Annotated in this window: 24 protein-coding genes and 1 pseudogene; 8 read left to right on the forward strand and 17 right to left on the reverse strand. The window is 64.8% G+C overall.

The window, feature by feature from the left end:
* Positions 1-47: 47 nt before the first annotated feature.
* Entirely contained in the window at positions 48-758 is a 711-nt protein-coding gene (locus tag M0765_RS12625; RefSeq protein ID WP_258503978.1) for an RNA pseudouridine synthase, read from the reverse strand.
* Positions 755-2,419, reverse strand: a complete 1,665-nt coding sequence (locus tag M0765_RS12630) for an MBL fold metallo-hydrolase (RefSeq protein WP_258503979.1) — start codon at positions 2,417-2,419, stop codon at positions 755-757. Before M0765_RS12630 ends, M0765_RS12625 begins: the two co-directional genes overlap by 4 nt.
* Before the next feature lie 119 nt (positions 2,420-2,538).
* Here M0765_RS12630 and M0765_RS12635 point away from each other — a divergent pair, with 119 nt between their 5' ends.
* Positions 2,539-3,549 carry a Bug family tripartite tricarboxylate transporter substrate binding protein gene (locus M0765_RS12635; protein ID WP_258503980.1) on the forward strand — a complete coding sequence of 337 codons (1,011 nt, stop codon included), beginning with the start codon at positions 2,539-2,541 and terminating at the stop codon, positions 3,547-3,549.
* A 24-nt stretch (positions 3,550-3,573) separates the two neighbouring features.
* Here the strand turns inward: M0765_RS12635 and M0765_RS12640 are convergent, their stop codons facing one another.
* The 5 genes from M0765_RS12640 to M0765_RS12660 are packed head-to-tail and all read right to left on the reverse strand — an operon-like array spanning position 3,574 to position 9,578.
* Positions 3,574-3,798 carry a formate dehydrogenase subunit delta gene (locus M0765_RS12640; RefSeq protein ID WP_258503981.1) on the reverse strand — a complete coding sequence of 75 codons (225 nt, stop codon included), beginning with the start codon at positions 3,796-3,798 and terminating at the stop codon, positions 3,574-3,576.
* A gap of 11 nt (positions 3,799-3,809) precedes the next feature.
* Positions 3,810-4,646, reverse strand: a complete 837-nt coding sequence (gene fdhD, locus M0765_RS12645) for a formate dehydrogenase accessory sulfurtransferase FdhD (RefSeq protein WP_258503982.1) — start codon at positions 4,644-4,646, stop codon at positions 3,810-3,812.
* The gene (gene fdhF / locus M0765_RS12650) at positions 4,643-7,525 is read right to left on the reverse strand and encodes a formate dehydrogenase subunit alpha (RefSeq protein WP_258503983.1); all 2,883 of its coding nucleotides are present in this window, start codon (positions 7,523-7,525) and stop codon (positions 4,643-4,645) included. The genes fdhD and fdhF overlap by 4 nt, the downstream gene beginning before the upstream one ends.
* 17 nt (positions 7,526-7,542) lie before the next feature.
* Positions 7,543-9,099 (reverse strand): formate dehydrogenase beta subunit, encoded by a 1,557-nt coding sequence (locus tag M0765_RS12655; RefSeq protein WP_258503984.1) that lies wholly within the window; start codon positions 9,097-9,099, stop codon positions 7,543-7,545.
* Positions 9,096-9,578 carry a formate dehydrogenase subunit gamma gene (locus tag M0765_RS12660; protein WP_258503985.1) on the reverse strand — a complete coding sequence of 161 codons (483 nt, stop codon included), beginning with the start codon at positions 9,576-9,578 and terminating at the stop codon, positions 9,096-9,098. The genes M0765_RS12655 and M0765_RS12660 overlap by 4 nt, the downstream gene beginning before the upstream one ends.
* Positions 9,579-9,701: 123 nt before the next feature.
* On the opposite strand from M0765_RS12660, the gene M0765_RS12665 reads away from it, so the two are divergent.
* Positions 9,702-10,829 (forward strand): helix-turn-helix transcriptional regulator, encoded by a 1,128-nt coding sequence (locus tag M0765_RS12665; RefSeq protein WP_258503986.1) that lies wholly within the window; start codon positions 9,702-9,704, stop codon positions 10,827-10,829.
* Here M0765_RS12665 and M0765_RS12670 read toward each other — a convergent pair.
* The 5 genes and pseudogenes from M0765_RS12670 to M0765_RS12690 form a co-directional block, all read right to left on the reverse strand.
* On the reverse strand, positions 10,775-11,314 hold the full coding sequence (locus M0765_RS12670) for a nucleotidyltransferase family protein (RefSeq protein ID WP_258508241.1): 540 nt from the start codon (positions 11,312-11,314) through the stop codon (positions 10,775-10,777). The two genes, M0765_RS12665 and M0765_RS12670, sit on opposite strands and share 55 nt — an antisense overlap.
* 98 nt (positions 11,315-11,412) lie before the next feature.
* On the reverse strand, positions 11,413-11,754 hold the full coding sequence (locus tag M0765_RS12675) for a hypothetical protein (RefSeq protein ID WP_258503987.1): 342 nt from the start codon (positions 11,752-11,754) through the stop codon (positions 11,413-11,415).
* A gap of 381 nt (positions 11,755-12,135) precedes the next feature.
* Complete coding sequence (locus M0765_RS12680) at positions 12,136-12,636, reverse strand: DinB family protein (protein WP_258503988.1); 501 nt, start codon at positions 12,634-12,636, stop codon at positions 12,136-12,138.
* A 38-nt stretch (positions 12,637-12,674) separates the two neighbouring features.
* Positions 12,675-13,562, reverse strand: a complete 888-nt coding sequence (locus M0765_RS12685) for a LysR family transcriptional regulator (protein ID WP_258503989.1) — start codon at positions 13,560-13,562, stop codon at positions 12,675-12,677.
* Positions 13,563-13,930: 368 nt separating this feature from the next.
* Positions 13,931-14,413 (reverse strand): annotated as a pseudogene (locus M0765_RS12690) (GNAT family N-acetyltransferase).
* A gap of 127 nt (positions 14,414-14,540) precedes the next feature.
* Here M0765_RS12690 and M0765_RS12695 point away from each other — a divergent pair.
* A complete protein-coding gene (locus tag M0765_RS12695; RefSeq protein WP_258503990.1) occupies positions 14,541-15,113 on the forward strand; it encodes a histidine phosphatase family protein in 573 nt (190 codons plus the stop codon).
* 8 nt (positions 15,114-15,121) lie between these two features.
* Here M0765_RS12695 and M0765_RS12700 read toward each other — a convergent pair whose 3' ends face one another.
* From M0765_RS12700 to M0765_RS12715, 4 genes are read right to left on the reverse strand one after another with little or no spacing between them, the layout of a single operon-like run.
* Positions 15,122-15,889 (reverse strand): alpha/beta fold hydrolase, encoded by a 768-nt coding sequence (locus M0765_RS12700; protein WP_258503991.1) that lies wholly within the window; start codon positions 15,887-15,889, stop codon positions 15,122-15,124.
* Positions 15,890-15,900: 11 nt separating this feature from the next.
* Entirely contained in the window at positions 15,901-16,254 is a 354-nt protein-coding gene (locus tag M0765_RS12705) for a hypothetical protein (RefSeq protein WP_258503992.1), read from the reverse strand.
* A gap of 52 nt (positions 16,255-16,306) precedes the next feature.
* Positions 16,307-16,630: a 1-deoxy-D-xylulose-5-phosphate synthase gene (locus tag M0765_RS12710; protein ID WP_258503993.1), complete on the reverse strand. Its 324-nt coding sequence runs from the start codon at positions 16,628-16,630 to the stop codon at positions 16,307-16,309.
* Positions 16,630-17,157 (reverse strand): 2'-5' RNA ligase family protein, encoded by a 528-nt coding sequence (locus tag M0765_RS12715; RefSeq protein ID WP_258503994.1) that lies wholly within the window; start codon positions 17,155-17,157, stop codon positions 16,630-16,632. The genes M0765_RS12710 and M0765_RS12715 overlap by 1 nt, the downstream gene beginning before the upstream one ends.
* Before the next feature lie 41 nt (positions 17,158-17,198).
* On the opposite strand from M0765_RS12715, the gene M0765_RS12720 reads away from it, so the two are divergent.
* From M0765_RS12720 to M0765_RS12740, 5 genes are all read left to right on the forward strand, one after another.
* Positions 17,199-17,480 (forward strand): hypothetical protein, encoded by a 282-nt coding sequence (locus M0765_RS12720; RefSeq protein WP_258503995.1) that lies wholly within the window; start codon positions 17,199-17,201, stop codon positions 17,478-17,480.
* Positions 17,432-17,716, forward strand: coding sequence for a hypothetical protein (locus M0765_RS12725; protein ID WP_258503996.1), 285 nt, complete (start codon positions 17,432-17,434; stop codon positions 17,714-17,716). Before M0765_RS12720 ends, M0765_RS12725 begins: the two co-directional genes overlap by 49 nt.
* A 125-nt stretch (positions 17,717-17,841) precedes the next feature.
* Positions 17,842-18,513: a hypothetical protein gene (locus tag M0765_RS12730; RefSeq protein WP_258508242.1), complete on the forward strand. Its 672-nt coding sequence runs from the start codon at positions 17,842-17,844 to the stop codon at positions 18,511-18,513.
* Positions 18,514-18,705: 192 nt separating this feature from the next.
* Positions 18,706-18,927, forward strand: a complete 222-nt coding sequence (locus M0765_RS12735; protein WP_258503997.1) for a hypothetical protein — start codon at positions 18,706-18,708, stop codon at positions 18,925-18,927.
* Between the two features lie 37 nt (positions 18,928-18,964).
* Positions 18,965-21,364, forward strand: a complete 2,400-nt coding sequence (locus M0765_RS12740) for a phosphocholine-specific phospholipase C (RefSeq protein ID WP_258503998.1) — start codon at positions 18,965-18,967, stop codon at positions 21,362-21,364.
* A 16-nt stretch (positions 21,365-21,380) separates the two neighbouring features.
* Here the strand turns inward: M0765_RS12740 and M0765_RS12745 are convergent, their stop codons facing one another.
* Positions 21,381-22,316, reverse strand: a complete 936-nt coding sequence (locus M0765_RS12745) for an alpha/beta hydrolase (protein WP_258503999.1) — start codon at positions 22,314-22,316, stop codon at positions 21,381-21,383.
* Positions 22,317-22,358 lie beyond the last annotated feature (42 nt).

Below are 22,358 nucleotides of genomic sequence, written 5' to 3' on the forward strand. Positions count from 1 at the left end.
GTTTTTTGTCCCCCGACAGCTTCTTTCTTGTTGTTGTCGTTGTCGTGTCAGAAGCGTTCGTGCGGCGAAAGATAACGCCACTGCCCTGGCTGCAGCCCCGACAGCGGCACGCGGCCGATGCGAATGCGCCGCATCGCAAGAATGCGCAGCCCTGCGTCATCGCACAGGTGCGCGATTTGGCCCGGCCGCGCGCCCTTCAGCGCAAAGCGCAGGCCCGTCTGATCGTCGGCCTGGCGGCCGATGCTCACGCGCGCGGGCGAGCGCTCGAAGCGCACCAGCTGCTCGGGGCTGACCGTGCCCGCCACGTCGACCATGACCTCGTGCTCGATCACGCCCGCGTCTTCATGCAGCTTGCGTTCGATGCGCCAATCCTGCGTGTACACGACGAGTCCGCTGGCGCCGGTTTCGAGCGGCGTCATGCAGTTCTGGCCCTTGGCATGCGCCGGCAGAAAGCGCATGCCCGCGCGCTCGGGTTCGTGATGGTTGGCGGCCACCAGCAGCCGGTGCGCGTTGTCGGTCGGCATGCCGGCCGGTTTGTGCAGCAGCAGGGTGACGGGCAGCACCGGCTCAGGCTTGGCGCCGGCTTCGATCTCGACCTTCTGGTGGTCTTGCACGCGCGACTGCGGCAGCAGCGCCGGCACGCCGTCCACCCGCACTGCGCCGTTTTCGATGAGCAGCTCGGCCTCGCGGCGCGAGCAGCCGGCGATGGCGGCCACGCGCTTGGCAAGGCGAATGCCTTCTTCGCTGGCGCCGGTCATTGGGCGGAAGCCAGTTGCCGGATGCGCGCCACGTGGGCGGCCAGCGAGCGGGCCGCCACGGGCCACATGCGCTCGGGCACGTCGTCGTAGGCAAGCGGCAGCCAGTCTTCGGGCGTGCCTTGGGGGAGTTTCTTCATGGCGGATGCAATCTTGGCTTCGCGCTTGAGGCGATGCGCTTTCAGTTGGGCGATGGCGGCGCGCGCGCTGCCGATGACGTAGCCGTGCGCCGGCAGGATGAAGTCGATGCCGCCCACTTCGCATGCCGCGTCCAGCTTGTCCAGCGAATCGAGGTACGCGTTCATGTCGCCATCGGGCGGGTCGACCACGGTGGTGCTGCCGTTCAGGATGTGGTCGCCGGAGAACAGCAGTCCGTCTTCTTCCAGCACCAGGCACACGTGATTGGCGGCATGGCCGGGCGTGTGAATGGCGCGCAGCGTGTGGGTGATTTTTTGGCCTTCGGCGCCGGTGCCCGAGAGCACCAGGCGCTCGCCGTCGAGCAGTTCGCGCTCGGCGGCAAAGCGCGCGGAAGAGCGCGCCGTGGGCGCAGAAGAAAGCCCGAGGATCGGCGGCTTTGCCTTTTCGCACAGCGCCTGCAGCGGTGCCGCACCGGGTGAATGGTCGGCGTGCGAATGCGTGCAGACGATCATGCGGATGTCGCCCTGCGTGGCACGCCAGAGCCGGCCGATGTGCGCGGCATCGTTCGGCCCGGGGTCGATCACCAGGTAGCCCGTGGCCGCATCGCCCACGATGTAGCTGTTGGTGCCCGGGCCGGTCATGGCGCCTGAATTGGGCGCGGTCAGGCGCTGCACGTTCTTGAGCAGCGGCACCGCGTGCTCGCTTTGCCAGTCGAGCGTGTGCAGCAGTTGGCCGTCGGGGCATACCAGCGCGAGCTCGCCGTAGGGCGATTCGCCTTCCATGTAGCGCGCATCCTGCCCGCCGAGCAGTCCGGCGCGCGGGCAGCTGGTCCACAGCGGCTTTTCGCCGGCGCAGGCTTGCAGCACCGCATCGACCTTGGCATAGGCCGCCAGCCGCTGCAGCGTGCGCACTGTCGGAAAGATCATGAAGAAACTGCCCGCCGCGTGGCGCGCCAGCGCATCGGCCGGCCGCACCCAGCAGGGCTCGAACTGCTCGCTTTCGTCGGCCGTGGGCGTCTGGCCTTCGGGCATGCGCGCCACCAGAAAGGGCACGTCGAAGCGCTTGGGCAAGTCGCGGTCGGTGATCCAGTGCGCGAGGGTGAAGACCTGGTCGGACGCGAGCAACAGCCCGCGCTGCTCGCACTGCGCCACAAAGGAAACGGGCGACGTGGTGCTGCGGTCCATCGATGCGATGTCTTCCGCGCTCACGGGCCGGCCGTCGGCGTGGCGCGCGAGCAGCACGCCCAGTTCTTCAAAGCCTTCGCGAATGGCCGCAATGGCCTGCGTGAGTTGAAGTCCGCTCTGCGTCGGGCGGTGCGTGGCAATGCGCTGGGCGGCTTCGTCGGCCGCATCGATCTGGCCGCCGGGAAACACATAGGCGCCTGGCGCGAAGCTTGCTCTGTCGGAACGGCGCGTCATCAGCACTTCGATGCCGGCTTCGGAATCGCGCAGCAGCAGCACGGTGGCTGCTGCGCGCACGGGCACCGGCTCGCGTGCGGGGTGGAGTTGTTGGGTGGGGCGGACCATGCGGCGATTATGGAGAGGTAGCGCGATGCGGGCGCGACCCGCATAAGCTCATACCGGATCGGGCATGAACCGCGCGCCACAATCCCGGGCTGCACCGCCCGCATCGAGGAAAGACAGTCATGACTCATTCTCCCTTTTCACGTTCCTTCCGGCCCGGCCTGCTGCTGGCCGGCGCCGCCCTGTGCGTGGCCGCGTCGTCCGCCGCCTTTGCCCAGGCCGAGTGGCCCCAGCAGCCCGTCACGCTGATCATGGGCTTTCCGGCCGGCTCCGGCGTGGACGTGGTGGCCCGCGCCATCCAGGAGCCGCTTGCAAAGCAACTCGGCAAGCCCGTGATCATCGACTACAAGTCGGGCGCGGCCGGCAACATTGCCAGCGAGTATGTGGCCCACGCCAAGCCGGACGGCTACACGCTCTCTTTTGGCACCGCCGCCACGCACGGCAGCAACGCCGCGCTCTACAAGAAGCTGCCGTTCGACGTGGAGGCCGACTTCGTGCCCGTGGCGCCGGTGCTCGATGTTTCGAACGTGCTCACCATCAACCCCGAGGTGATCAACGCAAAGACATTGAAGGAGTTCGTCGATCTCGTCAAGGCCAACCCCGGCAAGTACAACTATGCGTCTACAGGCAACGGCGCCGGCACGCACATGGCCTTTGCCGAATTCAATTCGCGCCTTGGCCTGAACATGGTGCACGTGCCCTACAAGGGCGGGCCCGAGGCCATCACGTCGGTGGTGCGCGGCGAAACCTGCTGCATCATGAACCAGGTGCAGACGGTGCTGCCGCACTACAAGGCGGGCAAGGTGCGCCTGCTGGGCGTGACCACGGCCAACCCGGTGGCGGCCGTCAAGGAGGTGCCCACCATCGCCTCGAGCGGTCTCCCTGGCACCAAGGGCTTCGACAGTTCGATCTGGTTCGGCATCTTCGCGCCCAAGGGCACCGATGCGCAGGTCGTCAACAAGCTCAACGCCGCGGTGAAGGCGGTGCTGGAGCAGCCCGACATCCGCGAGCGCTTCGAAAGCCAGGGCAACACCGTGCGCATCGAAACGCCAGCGCAGTTCAAGAAGACCGTGCACGACAACCGCGTGAAATGGGCCGAGGTGGCCAAGGCCGCGAATATCAGCATCGATTGATGGCAGGGGCGGGGCCCCGCAGTGCTATTCGAGCAGCGCCCGGTGAACGCGAATCGCCTCGGCCGACACCGGGTTCAACGCCCCGCTTCCATCCGCATCCAGGTGCGCGAGCAGTTCCCTGCGCATGCGCGGCTCCCAAAAGCGCTTGAGGTGCAGCGCAAGATCTTGCAAGGCCTCCGCGCGGTCGGGCATGGCTTCGAAGAAGCTGCCCATCTGGTTCACCATGCGAATCAGCTGGTCTACATGCATTGCTGAAAACCTCAGGCGGTTGCGGGCTGGCCGTTCAGCCGCCCCGGGTGGGTGTAGATGACCAGGTCGTCGCCGCGCACGAAGCCCGCCAGCGTCAGTCCTGTTTCTTGCGCGACGGCCGTGGCCATCGAGGTCGAGGCCGACACCGCGGCCAGCAGCGGCACCCCGGCCGCAACGGTCTTTTGCACCATCTCGAAACTCGCGCGGCTTGTCACGGCGATGAAGCCGGTGGAAGCGGCCAGCGTGCTCTTGGCAAGCGCACCCACCAGCTTGTCGAGCGCGTTGTGCCGGCCGATGTCTTCGCGCACCAGCAGGGCCTCGCCTTCTGCCGTGCACCAGGCCGCCGCGTGCACCGCGCCCGTCACCTTCTGCAGCACCTGCAGCGACGCAAGCTCCCGCATGCCGCGGGCCACAGCGCTCTTCGATAGCGAGGAGCCCGGAGGCAAGGCAGGCAGCGTGCGCGCGACATGCGCGAGGCTTTCGGTGCCGCACAGTCCGCAGCCCGTGCGGCCGGCCATCGAGCGGCGCCGCTCCCTCAGCCGCGCGAAGGCCGCGCTTGCGACTTCGAGCTTCAGGGTGATGCCCTCGGGCCCGTACTCTTCCTCGATGCCGTAGAGCTCGCCGCGCGCCAGCAAGATGCCCTCGCTGAGCGCGAAGCCCAGCGCAAAGTCGGCCAGGTCGGTGGGTGTTGCAAGCATCACGGCGTGCGCAATGCCGTTGAACTCCAGCGCAACCGGTATCTCCACGGCCACCCAGTCGCGGTTGTCGAAAGCCTGCCGTGCGCGCACGCCGCGCACGGGCAGCAACTCGGCGCCTCCGGGCCGCAGGGGTATGTCGGCCAGGTTCATTTGGCCACCGCTGTTTCTGCCGCTTCGCCGAGCCGCTTGTTCAGCAGTTCTTCCTGCAGCGCGTTGAAGCGGCTGTACTCCTGCTGCCATTCCGAAGGCTGCATCACCGGCATCACCTGCACCGCGGTTACCTTGAATTCGGGGCAATTGGTGGCCCAGTCGGAGTTGTCGGTGGTGATCACGTTGGCCCCCGATTCGGGGAAGTGGAAGGTGGTGTACACCACGCCCGGCTGCACACGCTCCGTGATGGTGGCCCGCAGCACGGTTTCGCCGGCCCGGCTGCGGATGCCGACCCAGTCGCCCTCCGCAATGCCGCGGTCCTCCGCGTCGGCCGGATGGATCTCGAGCCGGTCTTCGCTGTGCCACTGGTTGTTCTCGGTGCGGCGGGTCTGCGCGCCCACGTTGTACTGCGAGAGGATGCGCCCCGTGGTCAATATCAGCGGGTACATGCGCGTGACCTTCTCGTCGGTGGGCACGTACTGCGTGATGATGAACTTGCCCTTGCCGCGGACAAATTCGTCGATGTGCATGGTCGGCGTGCCTTCGGGCGCGGCCTCGTTGCACGGCCACTGCACGCTGCCCAGTTTTGCCAGCTTGGCGTAGCTCACCCCCGTGAAGGTGGGCGTGAGCGCGGCGATCTCGTTCATGATTTCTTCGGCGCTCGCATAGTTCATGGGGTAGCCCAGCGCGTTGGAGAGCAGCTGCGTCACCTCCCAGTCGGCATAGCCGGCCTTGGGCGGCATGACCTTGGTGACGCGCGAAATGCGCCGCTCGGCGTTGGTGAAGGTGCCGTCTTTCTCCAGGAACGACGCACCCGGCAAGAACACGTGCGCGTACTTGGCGGTCTCGTTCAAGAACAGGTCTTGCACCACGATGCACTCCATCGCCATCATGGCCTCGGCCACGTGCTGGGTGTTCGGGTCCGACTGCACCACGTCTTCACCTTCGCAGTACAGGCCCTTGAAGCTGCCGGTAATGGCGGCATCGAACATGTTGGGAATGCGCAGGCCCGGCTCGGGCCGCAGCTCCACACCCCAGGCCGATTCGAAACTGCCGCGCGCGGTGCTGTCCGACACATGGCGGTAGCCGGGCAGTTCGTGCGGAAACGAGCCCATGTCGCACGAGCCTTGCACGTTGTTCTGGCCGCGCAGCGGATTCACCCCCACGCCCTCGCGGCCCACGTTGCCCGTGGCCATGGCCAGGTTGGCAATGCCCATCACCATGGTCGAGCCCTGGCTGTGCTCCGTCACACCCAGGCCGTAGTAGATGGCGGCATTGCGCTTGCCGTCATAGCCTTGGGCAAACAGCCGCGCGGCAGCGCGCAGGTCGGCGGCCGGCACGCCGGTCACTTCTTCCATGGCCTCGGGCGAGTTGGCCGGGCGTGCGACAAATTCGCGCCATTCGTTGAACGACTTGGGCTCGCAGCGCTCGGCCACGAAGGCTTCGTCGACCAGGCCTTCGGTCACGATCACGTGCGCCATGGCGCTGATGACCGCCACGTTGGTGCCGGGCTTGAGCTTCAGGTGATAGTCGGCCTTGACGTGCGGCGACCTCACCAGGTCGATGGTGCGCGGATCGACCACGATCAGCCGCGCACCGGCGCGCAGGCGCTTTTTCATGCGCGATGCGAACACCGGGTGGCCGTCCGACGGGTTGGCGCCAATCACCATGATCACGTCCGACTTTTCCACCGACTTGAAGGTCTGCGTGCCGGCCGATTCGCCCATGGTCTGCTTCAGGCCGTAACCGGTGGGCGAGTGGCATACGCGCGCGCAGGTGTCGACGTTGTTGTTGCCGAAGGCCGCACGCACCAGCTTCTGCACCAGGTAGCCCTCCTCGTTGGTGCAGCGCGACGACACCAGGCCGCCGATGGAATCGGTGCCGTACTTGGCCTGGATGCGGCGGAACTCGCTGGCGGCGTAGTTGACGGCTTCGTCCCAGCTCACCTCTTGCCACGGGTCGGTGATCTTGCTGCGGATCATGGGCTTGAGCACCCGGTCCTTGTGGGTGGCGTAGCCCCAGGCAAAGCGGCCCTTCACGCAGGAGTGGCCTTCGTTGGCCTTGCCGTCCTTCCACGGCACCATGCGCACCACTTCATTGCCCTTCATCTCGGCCTTGAAGCCGCAGCCCACGCCGCAGTAGGCGCAGGTGGTAATGGCGCTGTGCTCGGCCTGGCCCAGCCAGATGACCGATTTTTCCTGCAGCGTGGCGGTGGGGCAGGCCTGCACGCAGGCGCCGCAGCTCACGCATTCGGACTCCATGAATGGCTGGTCTTGGCCCGGCGACACGCGCGACTCGAAGCCGCGCCCGCTGATGGTGAGCGCAAAGGTGCCCTGCGTTTCTTCGCAGGCACGCACGCAGCGGTTGCACACGATGCACTTGGACGGGTCGTACGTGAAATACGGGTTGGACTCGTCCTTGGCGCTCTTCAGGTGGTTGGCCCCGTCATAGCCGTAGCGCACGTTGCGCAACCCGGTCACGCCGGCCATGTCCTGCAGTTCGCAATCGCCGTTGGCGGCGCAGGTGAGGCAGTCGAGCGGATGGTCGGAGATGTAGAGCTCCATCACGCCCTTGCGCAGCTCCTGCAGCCTGGGGCTTTGCGTGCGCACCTTCATGCCGGCCTCTGCCGGCGTGGTGCAAGACGCCGGGTAGCCCTTGCGCCCGTCGATCTCCACCAGGCACAGCCGGCAAGAGCCGAAGGGCTCCAGGCTGTCGGTGGCGCACAGCTTGGGCACCTGCACGCCCGCGTCCGCTGCGGCGCGCATCAGCGAGGTGCCCTTGGCCACCGTCACCGGCATGCCGTCGATTTCGAGCGTGACTTCCTCGGTGGACTCGCGCCTGGGCGTGCCGTAGTCGATGTCTTGCGATGGGTTCAGCATGGAGTGGCTCCTGTCAACTAGGCTGCAGCGCGGTCGGGGGCTTCGATGCCGAAGTCCTCCGGGTAGTGATTGATGGCGGACAACACGGGGTAGGGCGTCATGCCGCCCATGGCGCAGAGCGAGCCGTGCAGCATGGTGTCGCACAGGTCGCGCAGCAAAATGACTTGCTGCGGCCGGTTCTGGTTGCTGGTGATCTTGTCGATCACTTCCACGCCGCGTGTGGAGCCGATGCGGCACGGCGTGCACTTGCCGCACGACTCGATCGCGCAGAACTCCATGGCGTAGCGGGCCAGCTGCGACATGTCGGCCGTGTCGTCGTGCACCACGATGCCGCCATGGCCCACTACCGCGCCCACGGCAGCGTAGGCCTCGTAGTCGAGCGGCAGGTCCCATTGCGATTCCGGCACATAGGCGCCCAGCGGGCCGCCCACCTGCACCGCCTTGATCGGCCGGCCGCTCGCACTGCCGCCGCCGAAGTCGTAGAGCAGTTCGCGCAGCGTAAGGCCGAACGCCTTTTCGACGAGGCCCCCATGCCGGATGTTTCCGGCCAGCTGAAACGGCAGTGTGCCGCGCGAGCGGCCCACGCCGTAGTGCTTGTAGAAGTCGGCGCCGCGCGCCAGGATGAGGGGAACCGACGCCAGCGTGATCACGTTGTTGATCACCGTGGGCTGGCCGAACAGCCCCTGCAGCGCCGGCAGCGGCGGCTTGGCGCGCACAATGCCGCGGCGGCCTTCCAGGCTTTCGAGCAGCGCGGTTTCTTCGCCGCACACATAGGCGCCCGCGGCCTTGCGCACGATCAAGCGAAAGCTGCGGCCCGAGCCCAGGATGTCGTCGCCCAGAAAACCCGCCTGCTCCGCATTGCCGATGGCCTCGTTCAGCGTGGCAATGGCATGCGGGTATTCCGACCGCACGTAGATGTAGCCCTCGGTCGCGCCCGTCGCAATGCCGGCAATGGCCATGCCTTCGACCAGCATGAGCGGATCGCCTTCCATCGTCATGCGGTCCGAAAAGGTGCCTGAGTCGCCTTCGTCCGCATTGCAGACGATGTATTTCTGGCGTGCCTGCGCGGCCAGCACCGTCTTCCACTTGATGCCGGCCGGAAAGGCGGCGCCGCCGCGGCCGCGCAATCCGGAGTCGAGCACTTGCTGCACGATATCCGCCGGTGCCATTGCCAGCGCGCGGCGGAGCCCCGCAAAGCCTTCGTGCGCCTCGTAGTCGGCCACCGACACCGGGTCGGTCACGCCCATGCGGGCAAAGGTCAGGCGCTCCTGCTTCTTCAGGTAGGCGATTTCTTCCGTCAGGCCCAGGTTCAGCGCATGCGCGCCGCCGTCAAGAAAGCCTGCGTCGAGCAGGCCGGCCACGTCGGCGCGTGTGACCGGACCGTACGCAACGCGGCCTTGCGGTGTTTGCACTTCGACCAGCGTTTCCAGCCAGAAAAGGCCGCGCGAGCCGTTGCGCACAATGCGCACCGGCAGGTTGCGCGCAAGGGCTTCGGCTGCAATCTGCCGGGCCACACGGTCGGCGCCCACCGCCAGTGCGGCGGAGTCGCGGGGAACATAAATGGTGGTGGTCATGAGGCTTGCCGCGCTTCCCCGACGATTTCGTCGAACAGCGCCGGCGTGATGCGCGCATGCACTTCGTCGTTGATTGCAATGGACGGCGACGAGGCGCAAAGGCCAAGGCAGAACACCGGCTCCAGCGAGTACTGGCCGTCGGCCGAGGTGCCATGCACGCCGCAGCCCAGCCGTTGCTCGGCATGCGCCAGCAGCGCGTCCGCACCCATCGCCTTGCAGGCCTCGGCCCGGCAGACCTGCACCAGCAGCCGGCCCGCCGGCGCAGAGCGAAAGTGGTGGTAGTAGCTGACCACGCCGTGCACCTCGGCGCGCGACAGGTTGAACTGCTCGGCCACGAGCGGCACCGCATCGGGCGGCACGTAGCCCAGCGCGTCTTGTATGCCGTGCAGCGCGGGCAGCAGCCCGCCGGGCACGTCCTTGTGCGCGGCGGCAATGGATGCCGCGATGCCCAGGCCTGCCGTATCTGTCGTCTCTGTCATATGCTTTTCATCTCCTAATTTCGGAGTTGCCATACCCGTGGTTGCGCGAGTGTATGGAGCAGCATCAAGTGCCACAATATGATGCGACCGGCCCAATAAATATGCTTTGAAAAGCCTAAACCTATGCATGAAGTGCACATCAAGCCGCAATGGACCATTCGCCAGCCCGATGGCGCAGCCCTGGCGCCGCGGGTGATCGAGCTGCTGGTGAAGGTGCTGGAGCACGGCAGCCTGTCCAGCGCCTGCACGGAGGCCGGCGTGTCCTACCGCCATGCCTGGGAGCTCATTCGCCAGGGCGAAGCCATGTTCGGCCAGCCGCTCGTGGCCATGCAGCGGGGCAAGGGCTCCAGCCTCACGCCGCTTGGCGAAAAGCTGGTGTGGGCAGACCGCCGCATCACCGCGCGCCTGTCGCCCTTGCTCGATTCGCTGGCCTCCGAGCTGGGCGCTGAAATAGAAAAGCTGATTCCCACCGCGCCCAACTTGCTGCGCATTCATGCCAGCCACGGTTTTGCCATCGAGGCGTTGCACGGCTTCCTGGCCGCGGCGCAGGTGCCGGGCGATTTGCGCTACTGCGGCAGCGAAGAGGCTGTGGCCTCGCTGCATCACGGCAGTTGCGACGTGGCGGGTTTTCATGTGCCGCTCGGCGCGTTCGAGGCCGAAGCCGTCACCCACTACGGCGCCTGGCTCAACGCCGATACGCAGAAGGTCATCGGCATGGCAACCCGCCACCAGGGCCTGATGGTCGCGCCCGGCAACCCGAAAAAGATCTACTCGCTGGCCGACCTGGCGCGCCCCGATGTGCGCTTCATCAACCGGCAGGCGGGATCAGGCACGCGCTACCTGTTCGATCTTCAGTTGCGCGAGCAGGGCATTGCGCCCGAATCGATCAAGGGCTACGAGCAATGCGAGTTCACGCACGCGGCCGTGGCCGCCTTCGTGGCCAGCGGCATGGCCGACGCGGGCTACGGCGTGGAAACACCCGCGCGGCAGTTCAAGCTGGACTTCATCTCCAACCAGGTGGAGCGCTACTTTCTGCTGTGCGACGAACGCTCGCTCGCCGCGCCCATCGTGCAGCGCATGCTGGACATTCTGCGCAGCGATGCCTATCAGCAGGCGGTGAACCGGCTGCCGGGCTACCAGGCGGTGAACTGCGGCCGTGTGCTGTCGCTCTCCGAGGCGTTCAGTTCATTGGGCAATCAAGCCGCTTCGATCGAAAGCCGGGGCCACCGCTCGGCAAACCGCTTGGCCTGAACGCGCTCGCGGTAGGTCGCAGCGCTTGCCCTCTGCGGGTTGTGCCGAACGCGCAGCCCGAAAAGGTCGTCGAGCCCATGCGGAGCAACGACGCCCAGTGTTCCGTCGTCGTTGAGGTACACGCCAACGCACGTCGCGAACTCCGGCCACGTCGCAACGCCTTCTTCAAGCGAGGCAAGTGGCGCAACAACCTGGCCGAGGGCGTCGGCAAACCAGCGATGGACGCCGGCCTGGTTCGTGACTTCCCAGCAGAGGTTTGGCATGGCTGAGCGAAGCTGCTCTTCGAGATGGGCATCGTGCTCGGGACTCGCCTTGGCGTCGAAGTACACGACGTCCATGTCTTCGACGGGCGAGCGGTCGTCGAAGCCATGAAGGGTGTCCCAAACCAACGAGCGGATGGCGCCGGCACCGATGCACCAGGACCGGAGTTGAAGCGAGCGGACCGCATGCAGCGCGGCCATCAGCGGGTCTGATGCGGCCACCATCGCGGTGAGCCTGCGCTCGAGGTGCGCATGGGGTGCGTCAGTGACGAACGTGCGACTGCCAAAGCCGTGGGCGTCGGGCTTCGCTGCCGAATTTCCAATCAGCATACGAGCGGCCCCAGCTCGATAATGTCACCCTCAAAGAGGCAGAAGTCGAGGTCTTGCTTCAGGCAGATTTCCACACCTTGCCGATAAACATGGATGTCGACGAGGCAGCCTGCATCTGCGTCGTTCTCCTTGAACTTAAAGTACTTGGGCTCAGCAAGGTAAGGATCGAGGGGGTCGCCAGCGAATGGCGTAATCGTCACATTGAATCGAGCTTCATATGCGGCAATTGCCTGCCCGAGCGTTGCGACATCCAGTTTGTATGCCAGATCTTTGTGCGGCACTGGCGAACCAGTGAATGAGTAGCGGGAATTAGATGGGCCAAAGATCAACTGCATTGCGAAGAAGCTTGTCTAAGGCTGCTCATGAGCCGAAAAAATGTTTGAACAGCCAGATAGCCGCCATTCCTATGGCCGCGATAACGGCTGCTCCTCCTGCTTCATTGAAGATCTCTTTCCACCACTTCGGTCGCTGAATCCGGACCTCGGCAGTGCGCTTTCTTGGGGCAGTCAATTGATATGAAGCGACCAAGTCGTGCCCACATCGAGCGCAGAAAGCTGCAGTCGGAATATTCTCACCGCCACAGTGCTTGCAGTACATGAATGAACTGTAGAGCAGATTGATCGCCGGACCTCGAAAGCCAAGAATCCCGAACTGTAAGTTGTTAAAAATTCCTCTTCACGGCATTCTTGAACTTCGTATCGCGCCGCGGTGGTTCCTCAAAGAACAGGCGGAACATCCCTCAAGAACACCGGCAAGTCCATCGTCGGGGGACGAACCGATGCCTGGTAAAGCATCTGCGCCACGTATCCGCGGTGATAGGTCTTGTGATTCACCACATGGAGCACCATGTCGCCGCAGGTCATCGCGCCTGAGCCGCCGTCGACGAACTCGAAGTGCACCACTTCATCGTGCGCCGTGCCGGAGATCCGGTCGGCGTAGTCGATGTACCAGTCGTCGATGAGCGCCTGTGCATCGCGAAGCTCCCCAAGGCTTGGCATCACTTCCGTATTGCGCCAAGTGAAGCCATGGCGTTCTCCTTCGAGATGAGCCTTCCAGATCAGGTCGACCACATAGGCGTGATTCAGCGTCTTGACCATGTCGCCCAATGCGGATGCAGCTGCCTCGCTTTTGGGCAATTCGGCCAGCGCGCTGAAGAGGCGCGAGTTTGCCCAGGCCGTGTAGCGCGTGAGCATGCGGATGTTGCGGGTGTCGGTCAAAAATGCCTCCGTGAGCTGCCAATGATCGTCATCTCGTGCTATTGCTCCAGAAAGAGATCGGAGATGACCGATCTCAGCCACTTGTTGGAAGGGTCATGCTGGTACCGCTCGTGCCAATGTTGCTTGATGGCGAAGCCCGCCAGCTTGAAAGGAGGCGGAAAAACCTTCACGCTGGCAATTCGCAGCAAAGTCTCGGCCACGCGGGCAGGCACGGTGATCATCAACTCCGTCTGCGCAATCAGCGCGCCTATGCCCAGAAAATCCGGAAGGTGCAGGCTGACGTTTCTTTGTACGCCAAGCCGCGCGAGTTCGCGTTCGACGAGTTCGTTTCCTGCTCCTGTGGCTGACACCACCACGTGGTTCTCTCGCTTGAACATGCCTGGAGTAAGGCGAGACTGGATACGAGGGTGGTCTTTTCGCACGACGCATACGAAGCGCTGGTCGAAGAGCTTTTGCTGGTAGAAGCCTGCCTCCAGTTCCGGCATGAAGCCCACGGCCAAGTCTGCATCGCCCGATTCGAGCATCTTGGGTGTCTGAGCTGAAATGTGGGTGATCTCGACGCGGATCGACGGCGCAACCGCATTCAGGCGGTTCATGAGGTCGGGCAGAAGTACAAGGTGGGTAATGCCGGTCATGCACACGCGAAAAGTGCGGTCGGCCTTTGCCGGATCGAAGATGGCCTGCTGCCGCGTGACGGCACGCAGCAGCTCCAGTGCCTGCCGGATCGGAGCCACCAACGAAGTGGCGTGCGGCGTCGGTTGCATGCCGTCGGACGTGCGAACGAAGAGCGGGTCGCCGAAGTGCCGCCGCAGCCGTGCCAAGGCGATGCTGATGGACGACTGCGGCATGCCGAGGTGATCGCCCGCGCGAGAGACGCTGCGGGTCTTGTAGACCTCGTCGAAGATGCTCAGCAGTTTCAGGTCCATTATTTAGATTCTTGATCAAATGTATTGAGCGTATGTCATAGCTTAAATACTTTGGCAGACCTAGCATCGTTGAATGACTCTGAAATTTCCGATGGTGGTTCTCGCCCTCTTGCCCCTCGCCCTACCCGCAGGAGTTTTGGCGAAGCCGAGGCAGGCTGACCCGCCAGTCGTCAGTGCCTTCTATCGTGATCCAGAGCACTGCGCTTACATGGCGGGGTTGCCGGAGAACGATTCACCAGAGTTTCTCAAGCGCTTCGAAACCGATGTCAAAGCCGCGGTAGAGGCCCTGCAGGTTCGGAATCCGTCGCTGAATCTGACGACCGCCCTTTTCCATCTCAAAGCTGGGTGCGATCGGGCACTGGCAAGGGTCAGATAAAGCCGCTGCCGGGACCTTCTCTTTCACACCGCATAAGCAGCGCAGGCCCGTCAGGCGTCATGACTTCGCCAACGTCCTTGAAGCCGACTTTTCTGTAGCACCGTATGGCACGTGCGTTCTCGGGCGAGGGGTCTGTCTGCACTTTCGAAACCCTTGGGTCTTGAAAGAGCCGGTCGACGAAGGCCTTGATCATTGCGGTGCCCAGACCCTGGTTCAATCGCGCGGCGTCTGCCAGGAACTGGTCGATGCCTCTCGCGCCGGCATCGGTTTCGTCTTCCCACCACCCGTCTCCGGAGCCTTGCACCACATAGACCTGGATGAACCCGATCGGGTCATCGTCAAGGCTGGCGATGAATGCCCTAGTCGACGACCTGCCGTCGAGCGTCGGAAGGTACTCGTCCCTGATCTCTTCGAGCGTGCTGGGCTCGCTCCACCATTAAGCGACGTGGGGCCGCCGAACCCATTCGTGGAGCATCGGAAAGTCGCGCTCTTCCAGTGGCCTGAATGAAAGTGTCGTGAACACGAGCGGTACTCCTTTTCAAGGTGAGGGCGGGTCTTTACTATAGGGCTCGAGTCGGCGTCGACCTGTACCAGGAGCTCACATGAACCGCGCTGCCGTATGCATGCTGCTGGCCAGTGCCCTTGTGCTGGGCTGCGCGCCAGGCCCGGGCCAGACCGACACCGGGTGGGGCGCGCTGCGCAATGGCGATGTCGTTGTGTTCAGGCATGCCGAGGCACCTGGAATCGGAGACCCGCCCGGCATGCGCCTGGACGACTGCAGCACCCAGCGCAACCTTGACGACACGGGTCGCAAGCAGGCGCGCCGCATCGGCGAGCGGTTTCGCGAACGCGGCATTGCAGTGTCTACCGTGCTTACGTCCGAATGGTGCCGTGCGCGCGATACCGCTACCTTGGCCTTCCCCGCCATCAAGGCTCGTGTCGACAGTGCATTCAATTCGCTGTTCTCCGATCGATCGCGCGAACCCGAGCAGAGCGAGCGTGCGCGGGCGCTGCTCCTGGCCTGGCGCGGCCCGGGTGTACTCGTGGTGACCACGCACCAGGCCAACATCAGTGCGCTGACGGGCGTCGCGCCGGCGTCTGGCGAAGGCGTGGTCATGCGATCGCGCCAGGGCGCCTTGGCGGTGGTGGGCACGCTACCCACCGACGGGCAATGACGCCTGGGTCAGGTGAACGAAGCGACCCAGTCCCAAACCGCTTCGGGCGCCTCGATCATCACGTTGTGGCCGTGCGGCCCGAGGTCGCGTGCATCAGGGTCGAGCGCGCGGGTCTGCTCCATCGTCACCAAAGCATCGTCGCGTCCCCGGCCAAGGTGAACGGGGCAGCGGGCCAGCGCCATCAGTTCGGACAGCGGCGGTTTGCCGACTGCATTGGCCCGTGGGTCCATCGCCAGGCGCCATCCATCGGCGTCGCGCTCCACGCCTCTTGCAGCGGCAGCCGCCGATGCATCGGCGATTCCCGCAAGGCCTGAAACCTTCACGTATCTCTCCCGCGCCTCTTCTTCCGTGGAAAACTTCTTTGCGGGTTGCGATGCCAGCGTGTCCATGCGGCGCAGTTCATCGTCGCTCCATGCTGCCTTGATGCCGGCCCCAAAGACCCGGTGCGGTGCCACGCCGAACCAGCCGGTGGCCAGTGCGAGGGCGATCACTCCGCCCAGCGAATGCCCGAGCACTACCAGCCGACCTGCGGGGTCGACGTGCGGAAGTGCGGCGCGCGCAACAGTTGCGGCGTATTGGCCAATTGCATAAGAGTCTTGCCGGCCAGAGCGGCCATGGCCGGGCAAGTCCAGCGCGAGCCAGCGGCCGGCCCAGCGGGTGCCAGCCATGCCGCACATGGGCGACCACACGGCGCCGGTTGCGCCCATGCCATGCAGCATGAGAAGCAGGTCGGGGCCTTCGCCGCCTTGTTCCGCGTAAATGTTCGCTGTTTGCATCGCATCGCTCCTCAGGCGCGGCGCACTTCCATCACGCCATGCTCGCCGGCCTGCTCATAGACCGATGGCACGCGCGCGGCCAGGTGCAAAAGAATGCGGGGCGCCTGCTTCTTGACGGACCACCGCACCAGGATGCCGGCCACCACCGACGGCCCGCCGATCCACAGATGCCCGGCCAACGCCGCGGCAATGCCGGGGCCGATGAGGGCAAGGGCCAATGCCGTCGCATGCATGCGGTGCGACACGAAGGGCGCTGCCAGCGCGGGGTTGACGATGACCCGAAAGCGCCCTTGCGGCAGCCCCTCGCGGAATTCCTCGAAAGGAATGTGTTCGGTGGTCTCCTGCGTGTCGTTATGGTGGCTCATGGGCGCATTCTGGCCAAATGGCTATGGGTCGGCTACTGCTGCTTTCGATAGCTCAGCGGCGGCCCTCGCTCTCCGGTGGGACGTGCCCACGGATCTTCGACCAGTACTCATCTCGAGCGTCGTCGTCTATGGCTGGCTTGATGTGCGTTGCATACAGGGCGTCTTTCCCGTCCTTCCTGGGACCAGAGATCCAGTAGTGCTCGCCGGTTTCAACGTCGTAGTAGTTCGATTTGAAACCGTCGCCCTTGAGGCTGCAGAACGCCTTGCCTCCGTAGTAGAGCGTTGCGCCAGATTTGGAACTGGTGACGCGGCCTATGCGGGCCGGCCCTGTCAGCCCGCCCGTCTTCGCTTCGATGTACATGATGCGGCTTTTCATCAGCGCTCACCCTTGGGAAGATCAAAGACGTGCAACTCTTCCCATCGGCCGGTCGAGTTTTCGATCAGCATGACCGAAGTGCAATCTGCGGTGACAGCACCGAGTGCATCGAGCCGGCTCTGCAGCTCAGCGGCGACTGCACTGGCTTCGGCCGCGTCACCATGGGCCACCGTGAGGTGCGGAATGATGCCTTGGTGCTCTCCGCCGTAAGGCTGAAAATCCGGAAAAGCCTCCACGAGCGCTTTGGTCATCCTGATGAAGGGCTCGGCCGATTGCGGTGAGACATACGCGGTGGTCGGAAAGCACGCCACGGTATTCAGCGAGAAGGAGAACGCGGCAACTGTGTTCAACACGGTTTGCGCCCGCTCCAATACGGCAGGTGTGATGTGCCGAGGGTCCATGAACGGCACGAGCACGGTGATATGCGCAGGCACTCCCAGCTCGGTGGTCGCATCGAAACGCCGGCGCAGGTCTCCAACGAGCGCTTCGGCCGAGGGCACCGGAACAATGAATGCGGATATCGCCATGCCCGATGATATTCATCAAGCCGCGTACTCCGCATCGCCTCATGCAAGATCTCCTGACGGCGTTCTGCAACCTGTTCGTGAGCGAGAACAAAGGGCTGGACGTGCACCTCGCTGCCACGGGCCATCGCTACGAGGAGGAACACTTCGGCCTGCAACGAAACGTGCGCGCCCTCGGCCTACGCAAAAGTCCGTTGTCGGCTGTAGAACGCCGGGCCGGCGCCAGGAGAGCCTTAGCCGCAGATTCAAATTTTCGAAAAGAAAAGAAAGGCCTTCCATGCGCGCCAACGACAAATCGCTGTTCGGACCCGTTGCCGATGAACTGACGCCGCTGGAAATTTCCCAGGCCGTTCTCCAGGGCGAAGAAAACCCCAACACGGCACGGCCGCTCACGCCGCTCGAACAGGCCGCCACAGGCATCGGAACGGGCAGCGGACAACGCTCGTCGCTCGGCCGCATGCTGTGCAGCCCCGCGGTGGCTTGGGGCGCCGCGGCCATGGCGGGCCTGGGCCTTTTTGCCGCGCTGGCCTATGCAAGGCGGGAGCCCACGCTCAGGCCTTGACGCCGCTAGCGGCGATGGCGGGCACGCGGAGCCTGCCTCACTACACTGCTGCGGATGAGCCTTTCCCTCCACCGCATCGCGTGCGAGAAGACCACCTCGTTTCCTACTTCCTGAGCGGCGACGCCATGCGCAGTCGCAGCGTAGGCGATGTCGTGCTGTCCGGCACGGTCGATGTGCCGGTGCCTCCTGCAAGGCTCACAGCCGATTGGGAGCGCGAGATCTCTTCACGACTGGCCTTGGAGCCCGGCGACGTGGAGTCGTTGCCCCTGGCGCGGGCGCGTGCGCGCTGGCCCGACTACGCGCGTTGCGTGCAGGCTGCGGCGGAGTGGACGCGCGCGCTCGGCCTGGGCGACGTGCTTGCGTCGAGCGACGTTGCCCTCATGGCTTGCCGCGGCGCGAGGTACCACCACGATGCTGCGCAATACGGCGGCGCGGCGTTCTGCAATCTCTTTCTGAGCGAGGACAAGGGGCTCGACGTGCACTTTGCTGCCACGGGCCATCGCATTCCGCTTGCGCGCGGCACGGTCCTGGTCTTCGATACCGGCCAGCCTCATGCGGTGGTTCCGCGCGGCGGCAGCGGTTTCGATGCGGCCAGCTTCGGCCCGGAGAAAGACTGCACCCAGGTGTTTCTTACCTGGGAGCTGCCCATTGAAGATGCCAATGTGGCGCGCGCACTCGGCGTTGCGTTCGACGTCGATCCTTCGACCGCATCGCAACTGCATGAAGAGCAGGTGAGGGTGAACGGCAAGCGAGCAACGGTGTGCCCTGAATTCGGCCGATGGACGCCGTTCGACTGAGAAACATCGGCAATGCATTACCAATGCATTACTGATTTGCCTCCGACGCCTACCAAGGTTCGCATCGCTGCTACATCGCGGTGTCATGGCTGCTTCGTACGCTTGATGCCGCCTTGATGCATTGGCGGCGGAGACACTGCCGGTCGTCAAGGCCATTCAAATTGCCTCGGCGAAATCAGGAGTGACTCATCCATGCATTCACGGCTTTTGTATTTGCGCGCGCCGCTCGCGCTGTTGGTCCTCGCTTGCGCGTTGAGCGCATGCGGCGGTGGTGATGGCGGTGGCGGAAGTGGCGGCTTCAGCGCCAGTGCCTCCGCAAAGGACAGCGGTGACAACACGGCCAAGACCGACCCCGCATCGACCACGTCCAACGCGGGCAACAACAGCGAACCCACCGTCAGCTACGCCCCCTGAAGGCGCGCGCATCTTCAACACCTGAAACCGACCCACCATGACCACACGTCGCAAGTTTCTCCAGAGCGCCACGGGCACCGGCATTGCAGCCGCCACGCTGGCCACCTTTCCGCCCAGCATTCGCCGCGCGCTGGCCATTCCGGCGCACCACGACACCGGCACCATCAAGGACGTGAAGCACGTCGTCCTGCTGATGCAGGAGAACCGGTCATTCGACAGCTACTTCGGCACCTTCAAGGGCGTGCGCGGCTATGGCGACCGCTTTGCCATTCCGGCGCCCAACGGCAAGACCATCTTCCACCAGACCTATACCAAGACATCGCCGCCCAGCACCTATGTGCCCTACCGCCTGGACGAGAGCAAGGGCAACGCGCAGCGCGCGGGAAGCACGCCGCACAGCTGGTCCGATTCGCAGGCCGCTTGGGACCATGGCCGCATGTTCAAGTGGCCGGACTCGAAGAACCTGCTGTCGATGGGCTACTACGACACCGCGGAAGTGCCGTTCCAGCGTGCGCTGGCCGAGGCCTTTACGCTGTGCGACCACTACCACTGCGGCATGCACACCGGCACCATTGCCAATCGCCTGTTCTACTGGAGCGGCACCAATGGCCCCAACGGCACCAGCCCGGTCGATGGAAGCAAGGTGCAGCTGGCGGTGCTCAACAACCAGTTCAACGCGGGCAACGACATTGGCGCCTCCACCGAAGGCTGGACCTGGACCACCTATGCCGACCGGCTCGAAAAGGCCGGCGTCAAATGGAAGGTCTACCAGAGCCTGATCGACAACTTCGGCTGCAACGAGATGATGAGCTTCAGGCACTGGCGCACCGCCATCGAGCAGATGCCCGAAGCCCGCCGCCCCGTGTACGTGCCCGCCACGGACATCACGCAGCCGGTGACCGCCGCGGGGCCGTTTTATGACCCTGCCATCGACGACCCGCTCAGCCCGCTGGCCAAGGGCTTCGGCAACACCATGCCGTATGGCTTTCTCGAAACCTTCCGTGAAGACATCCGCAACGGCACCTTGCCGGCAGTGTCGTGGATCATTTCGCCGTCTGCCTACAGCGAGCACCCCGGCCCTTCGAGCCCGGCCAAGGGCGGCTGGTATGTGCAGGAAGTGCTGGACGCACTCACCTCCAACCCCGAGGTGTGGAGCAAGACCGTGCTGCTCATCAACTTCGACGAGAACGACGGCTTCTTCGACCACCTGCCTTCGCCCGCGGCACCGTCGCGCAACCCCGACGGAACGCTCGCCGGTGCCACCACCATGGCCGAGGCCGACGTGGCCGTCGAATATCACAACTACACGCCGGCCACGCCGCGGCAGCCCGCCATGGACGGCCGCCCCTACGGCCCCGGCCCGCGCGTGCCGATGTGGGTGGTTTCTCCGTGGAGCCGCGGCGGCTGGGTCAACTCGCAGGTGTGCGACCACACCTCGACGCTCATGTTCCTGGAAAAGTGCTTTGGCGTGGCCGAACCGCAAATCAGCAAATACCGCCGCGCCGTGTGCAGCGACCTCACCAGCGCCTTCAACTTCGAGCGGCCCAACGACGAGCCCTTGCCCACCCTGGCAGGCCGCAAGACCAAGGCAGAGGCCGATGCGCTCACCGCCGCGCAGCAGACCATGCCGAGCATCGTGCCCACGGCCGACGCCGCATTGCCGGTGCAGGCGACCGGTGTGCGGCCCTCGCGCGCGCTGCCCTACGAGCTGCATACCAGCGCGCGCAGCGATTCGCTCAACGGCCGCGTTCAGCTGCTGTTTGCCAACAGCGGCAAGGCGGCCGCGGTGTTCCACGTGTACGACAAGCTGCACCTGTCGGACAGCCTTCCGCGCCGCTATGCGGTAGAGCCCGGCAAGCAGCTCGACGGCTACTGGAACGCCATGACCGACAACGCCGGGCTGTACGACCTGTGGGTGCTCGGCCCCAACGGCTTTCACCGCCAGTTCAAGGGCGACCTGAACCGGCTGCGCGCCGGCGGTGCGGCCGCGCCCGAAATTCGCGTGGGCTACGACGCGCGCCGCGGCGACATCTACCTGCAGATGCGCAACGACGGCCGGCGCGATTGCCGCTTTACCGTGCAGTCGAACAAGGCCTACCCGCGACCCGACGCCTACCAGGCCGGAGGCAAGGGCCGCCACGAAGACCGCGAAGACGACGACAACGACCGCCGCCACGACAACAACGGAAACAACAACCACGGCGACCACGGCAACAACGGCATCTACCGCCCCCACCCCGACGGCTCATGGCGCGTTCGCGTCAAGGGCGGCGGCGACACCGCCATGCGCTGGAGCCTGGACGCCAGTGGCCAGTGGTACGACTTTGTGGTGACCTGCGATGCCGACCCGTCCTTCTACCGGCGCTTTGCCGGCCGCATCGAGACGGGCCGGCATTCGGTGAGCGATCCGGCCATGGGGCTGCCAGACCGCTTCTGACCGCGACAGCCGGGGCCTAAGGCAGCAGCTTCGCAACCGAATCCGTGAACGACGGAATATCGGTTGCGGTGTGCGTGGTCGAGTAGGTGGTTTCTTCCACCGTAAGGCCCTGGTACACGCGCCCCTGCAGCCGCCTGAATATCGAGTCGACAGGGCCCGAGTTGCACTCGACCGGGTCGCTGCAGCGCGTAAGAATGAGTGTGGCGGGCAGGGGCCGGCCGTTGAGTGCGTCGTGCATTTGCTGCTCGAGGTTTTCGTACTCCGGTCCCTGGTACGAATACGCGCCTTCGAACGACAGGAAGTGCGAGAACGTCAAGCTGCCCGCCGCCCCTTCGAGAAAGAGCGCAATGCCCGCCATGCTCCCGCTCAGCGACAGGCCGGTGAGCATGCGCCTGCCTGTGTCGGCGCGGTACTTCGCTTCGATGAACGGCACCAGCTCTTGCGTCAGAAAGTCGTGATACGCCCTGGCGCCGGGCAAGGTGTAGTCCTGCTCGCGGCGCGACGTGCCGCCAATGCCGACCAGGATCGCCTGCGTTCCGCGGCTTTCGAGAATGTCTTTGAAGTTGGAAAAGCGCGTGCCCGGCGGGTTGAAGATCGCGTCGCCGTCCATCGCGTAGATGATGGGGTAGCGCGTTGAACTGCCGTCGTAAGAAGCGGGCAGATAGATCTCGAGCGGATAGCTTGCGCCGGTCTTGGCCGAGGCAATGCTGTCGGAAACCACGCGGCTGGTTGCCGGAGGCGGATCGACCGGCTCAGCAGGTGGGGGCGGCGGCGGTGAAGGCGGCGCGGCGGGCGTATCGCTCGGCGGCGGCGGCGGGGTACCCACGGCCGCAATGGGAAACACCGCGCCACCACCTCCGCCACCTCCGCCGCCGCAGCTCGACATGCCGAGCACCAACGCCCAGCCCCCAACGAATACGAACGCGCGCAGCGTTCGTCCAAGTTGCCGCATCGCAACTCCTCGATCGAGTGTGGTTGAAAAGAAATGCCGTCA

The sequence above is a fragment of the Variovorax sp. S12S4 genome (assembly GCF_023195515.1).
GTDB lineage: Bacteria > Pseudomonadota > Gammaproteobacteria > Burkholderiales > Burkholderiaceae_C > Variovorax.

Bases quoted from the DNA above. Each gene is read 5' to 3' on its own strand.
- M0765_RS12625 (WP_258503978.1), bottom strand. From the start codon at position 758: ATGACCGGCGCCAGCGAAGAAGGCATTCGCCTTGCCAAGCGCGTGGCC.
- M0765_RS12630 (WP_258503979.1), bottom strand. From the start codon at position 2,419: ATGGTCCGCCCCACCCAACAACTCCACCCCGCACGCGAGCCGGTGCCC.
- M0765_RS12635 (WP_258503980.1), top strand. From the start codon at position 2,539: ATGACTCATTCTCCCTTTTCACGTTCCTTCCGGCCCGGCCTGCTGCTG.
- M0765_RS12640 (WP_258503981.1), bottom strand. From the start codon at position 3,798: ATGCATGTAGACCAGCTGATTCGCATGGTGAACCAGATGGGCAGCTTC.
- fdhD (WP_258503982.1), bottom strand. From the start codon at position 4,646: ATGAACCTGGCCGACATACCCCTGCGGCCCGGAGGCGCCGAGTTGCTG.
- fdhF (WP_258503983.1), bottom strand. From the start codon at position 7,525: ATGCTGAACCCATCGCAAGACATCGACTACGGCACGCCCAGGCGCGAG.
- M0765_RS12655 (WP_258503984.1), bottom strand. From the start codon at position 9,099: ATGACCACCACCATTTATGTTCCCCGCGACTCCGCCGCACTGGCGGTG.
- M0765_RS12660 (WP_258503985.1), bottom strand. From the start codon at position 9,578: ATGACAGAGACGACAGATACGGCAGGCCTGGGCATCGCGGCATCCATT.
- M0765_RS12665 (WP_258503986.1), top strand. From the start codon at position 9,702: ATGCATGAAGTGCACATCAAGCCGCAATGGACCATTCGCCAGCCCGAT.
- M0765_RS12670 (WP_258508241.1), bottom strand. From the start codon at position 11,314: ATGGTGGCCGCATCAGACCCGCTGATGGCCGCGCTGCATGCGGTCCGC.
- M0765_RS12675 (WP_258503987.1), bottom strand. From the start codon at position 11,754: ATGCAGTTGATCTTTGGCCCATCTAATTCCCGCTACTCATTCACTGGT.
- M0765_RS12685 (WP_258503989.1), bottom strand. From the start codon at position 13,562: ATGGACCTGAAACTGCTGAGCATCTTCGACGAGGTCTACAAGACCCGC.
- M0765_RS12695 (WP_258503990.1), top strand. From the start codon at position 14,541: ATGAACCGCGCTGCCGTATGCATGCTGCTGGCCAGTGCCCTTGTGCTG.
- M0765_RS12700 (WP_258503991.1), bottom strand. From the start codon at position 15,889: ATGCAAACAGCGAACATTTACGCGGAACAAGGCGGCGAAGGCCCCGAC.
- M0765_RS12705 (WP_258503992.1), bottom strand. From the start codon at position 16,254: ATGAGCCACCATAACGACACGCAGGAGACCACCGAACACATTCCTTTC.
- M0765_RS12710 (WP_258503993.1), bottom strand. From the start codon at position 16,630: ATGAAAAGCCGCATCATGTACATCGAAGCGAAGACGGGCGGGCTGACA.
- M0765_RS12715 (WP_258503994.1), bottom strand. From the start codon at position 17,157: ATGGCGATATCCGCATTCATTGTTCCGGTGCCCTCGGCCGAAGCGCTC.
- M0765_RS12720 (WP_258503995.1), top strand. From the start codon at position 17,199: ATGCAAGATCTCCTGACGGCGTTCTGCAACCTGTTCGTGAGCGAGAAC.
- M0765_RS12725 (WP_258503996.1), top strand. From the start codon at position 17,432: ATGCGCGCCAACGACAAATCGCTGTTCGGACCCGTTGCCGATGAACTG.
- M0765_RS12730 (WP_258508242.1), top strand. From the start codon at position 17,842: ATGCGCAGTCGCAGCGTAGGCGATGTCGTGCTGTCCGGCACGGTCGAT.
- M0765_RS12735 (WP_258503997.1), top strand. From the start codon at position 18,706: ATGCATTCACGGCTTTTGTATTTGCGCGCGCCGCTCGCGCTGTTGGTC.
- M0765_RS12740 (WP_258503998.1), top strand. From the start codon at position 18,965: ATGACCACACGTCGCAAGTTTCTCCAGAGCGCCACGGGCACCGGCATT.
- M0765_RS12745 (WP_258503999.1), bottom strand. From the start codon at position 22,316: ATGCGGCAACTTGGACGAACGCTGCGCGCGTTCGTATTCGTTGGGGGC.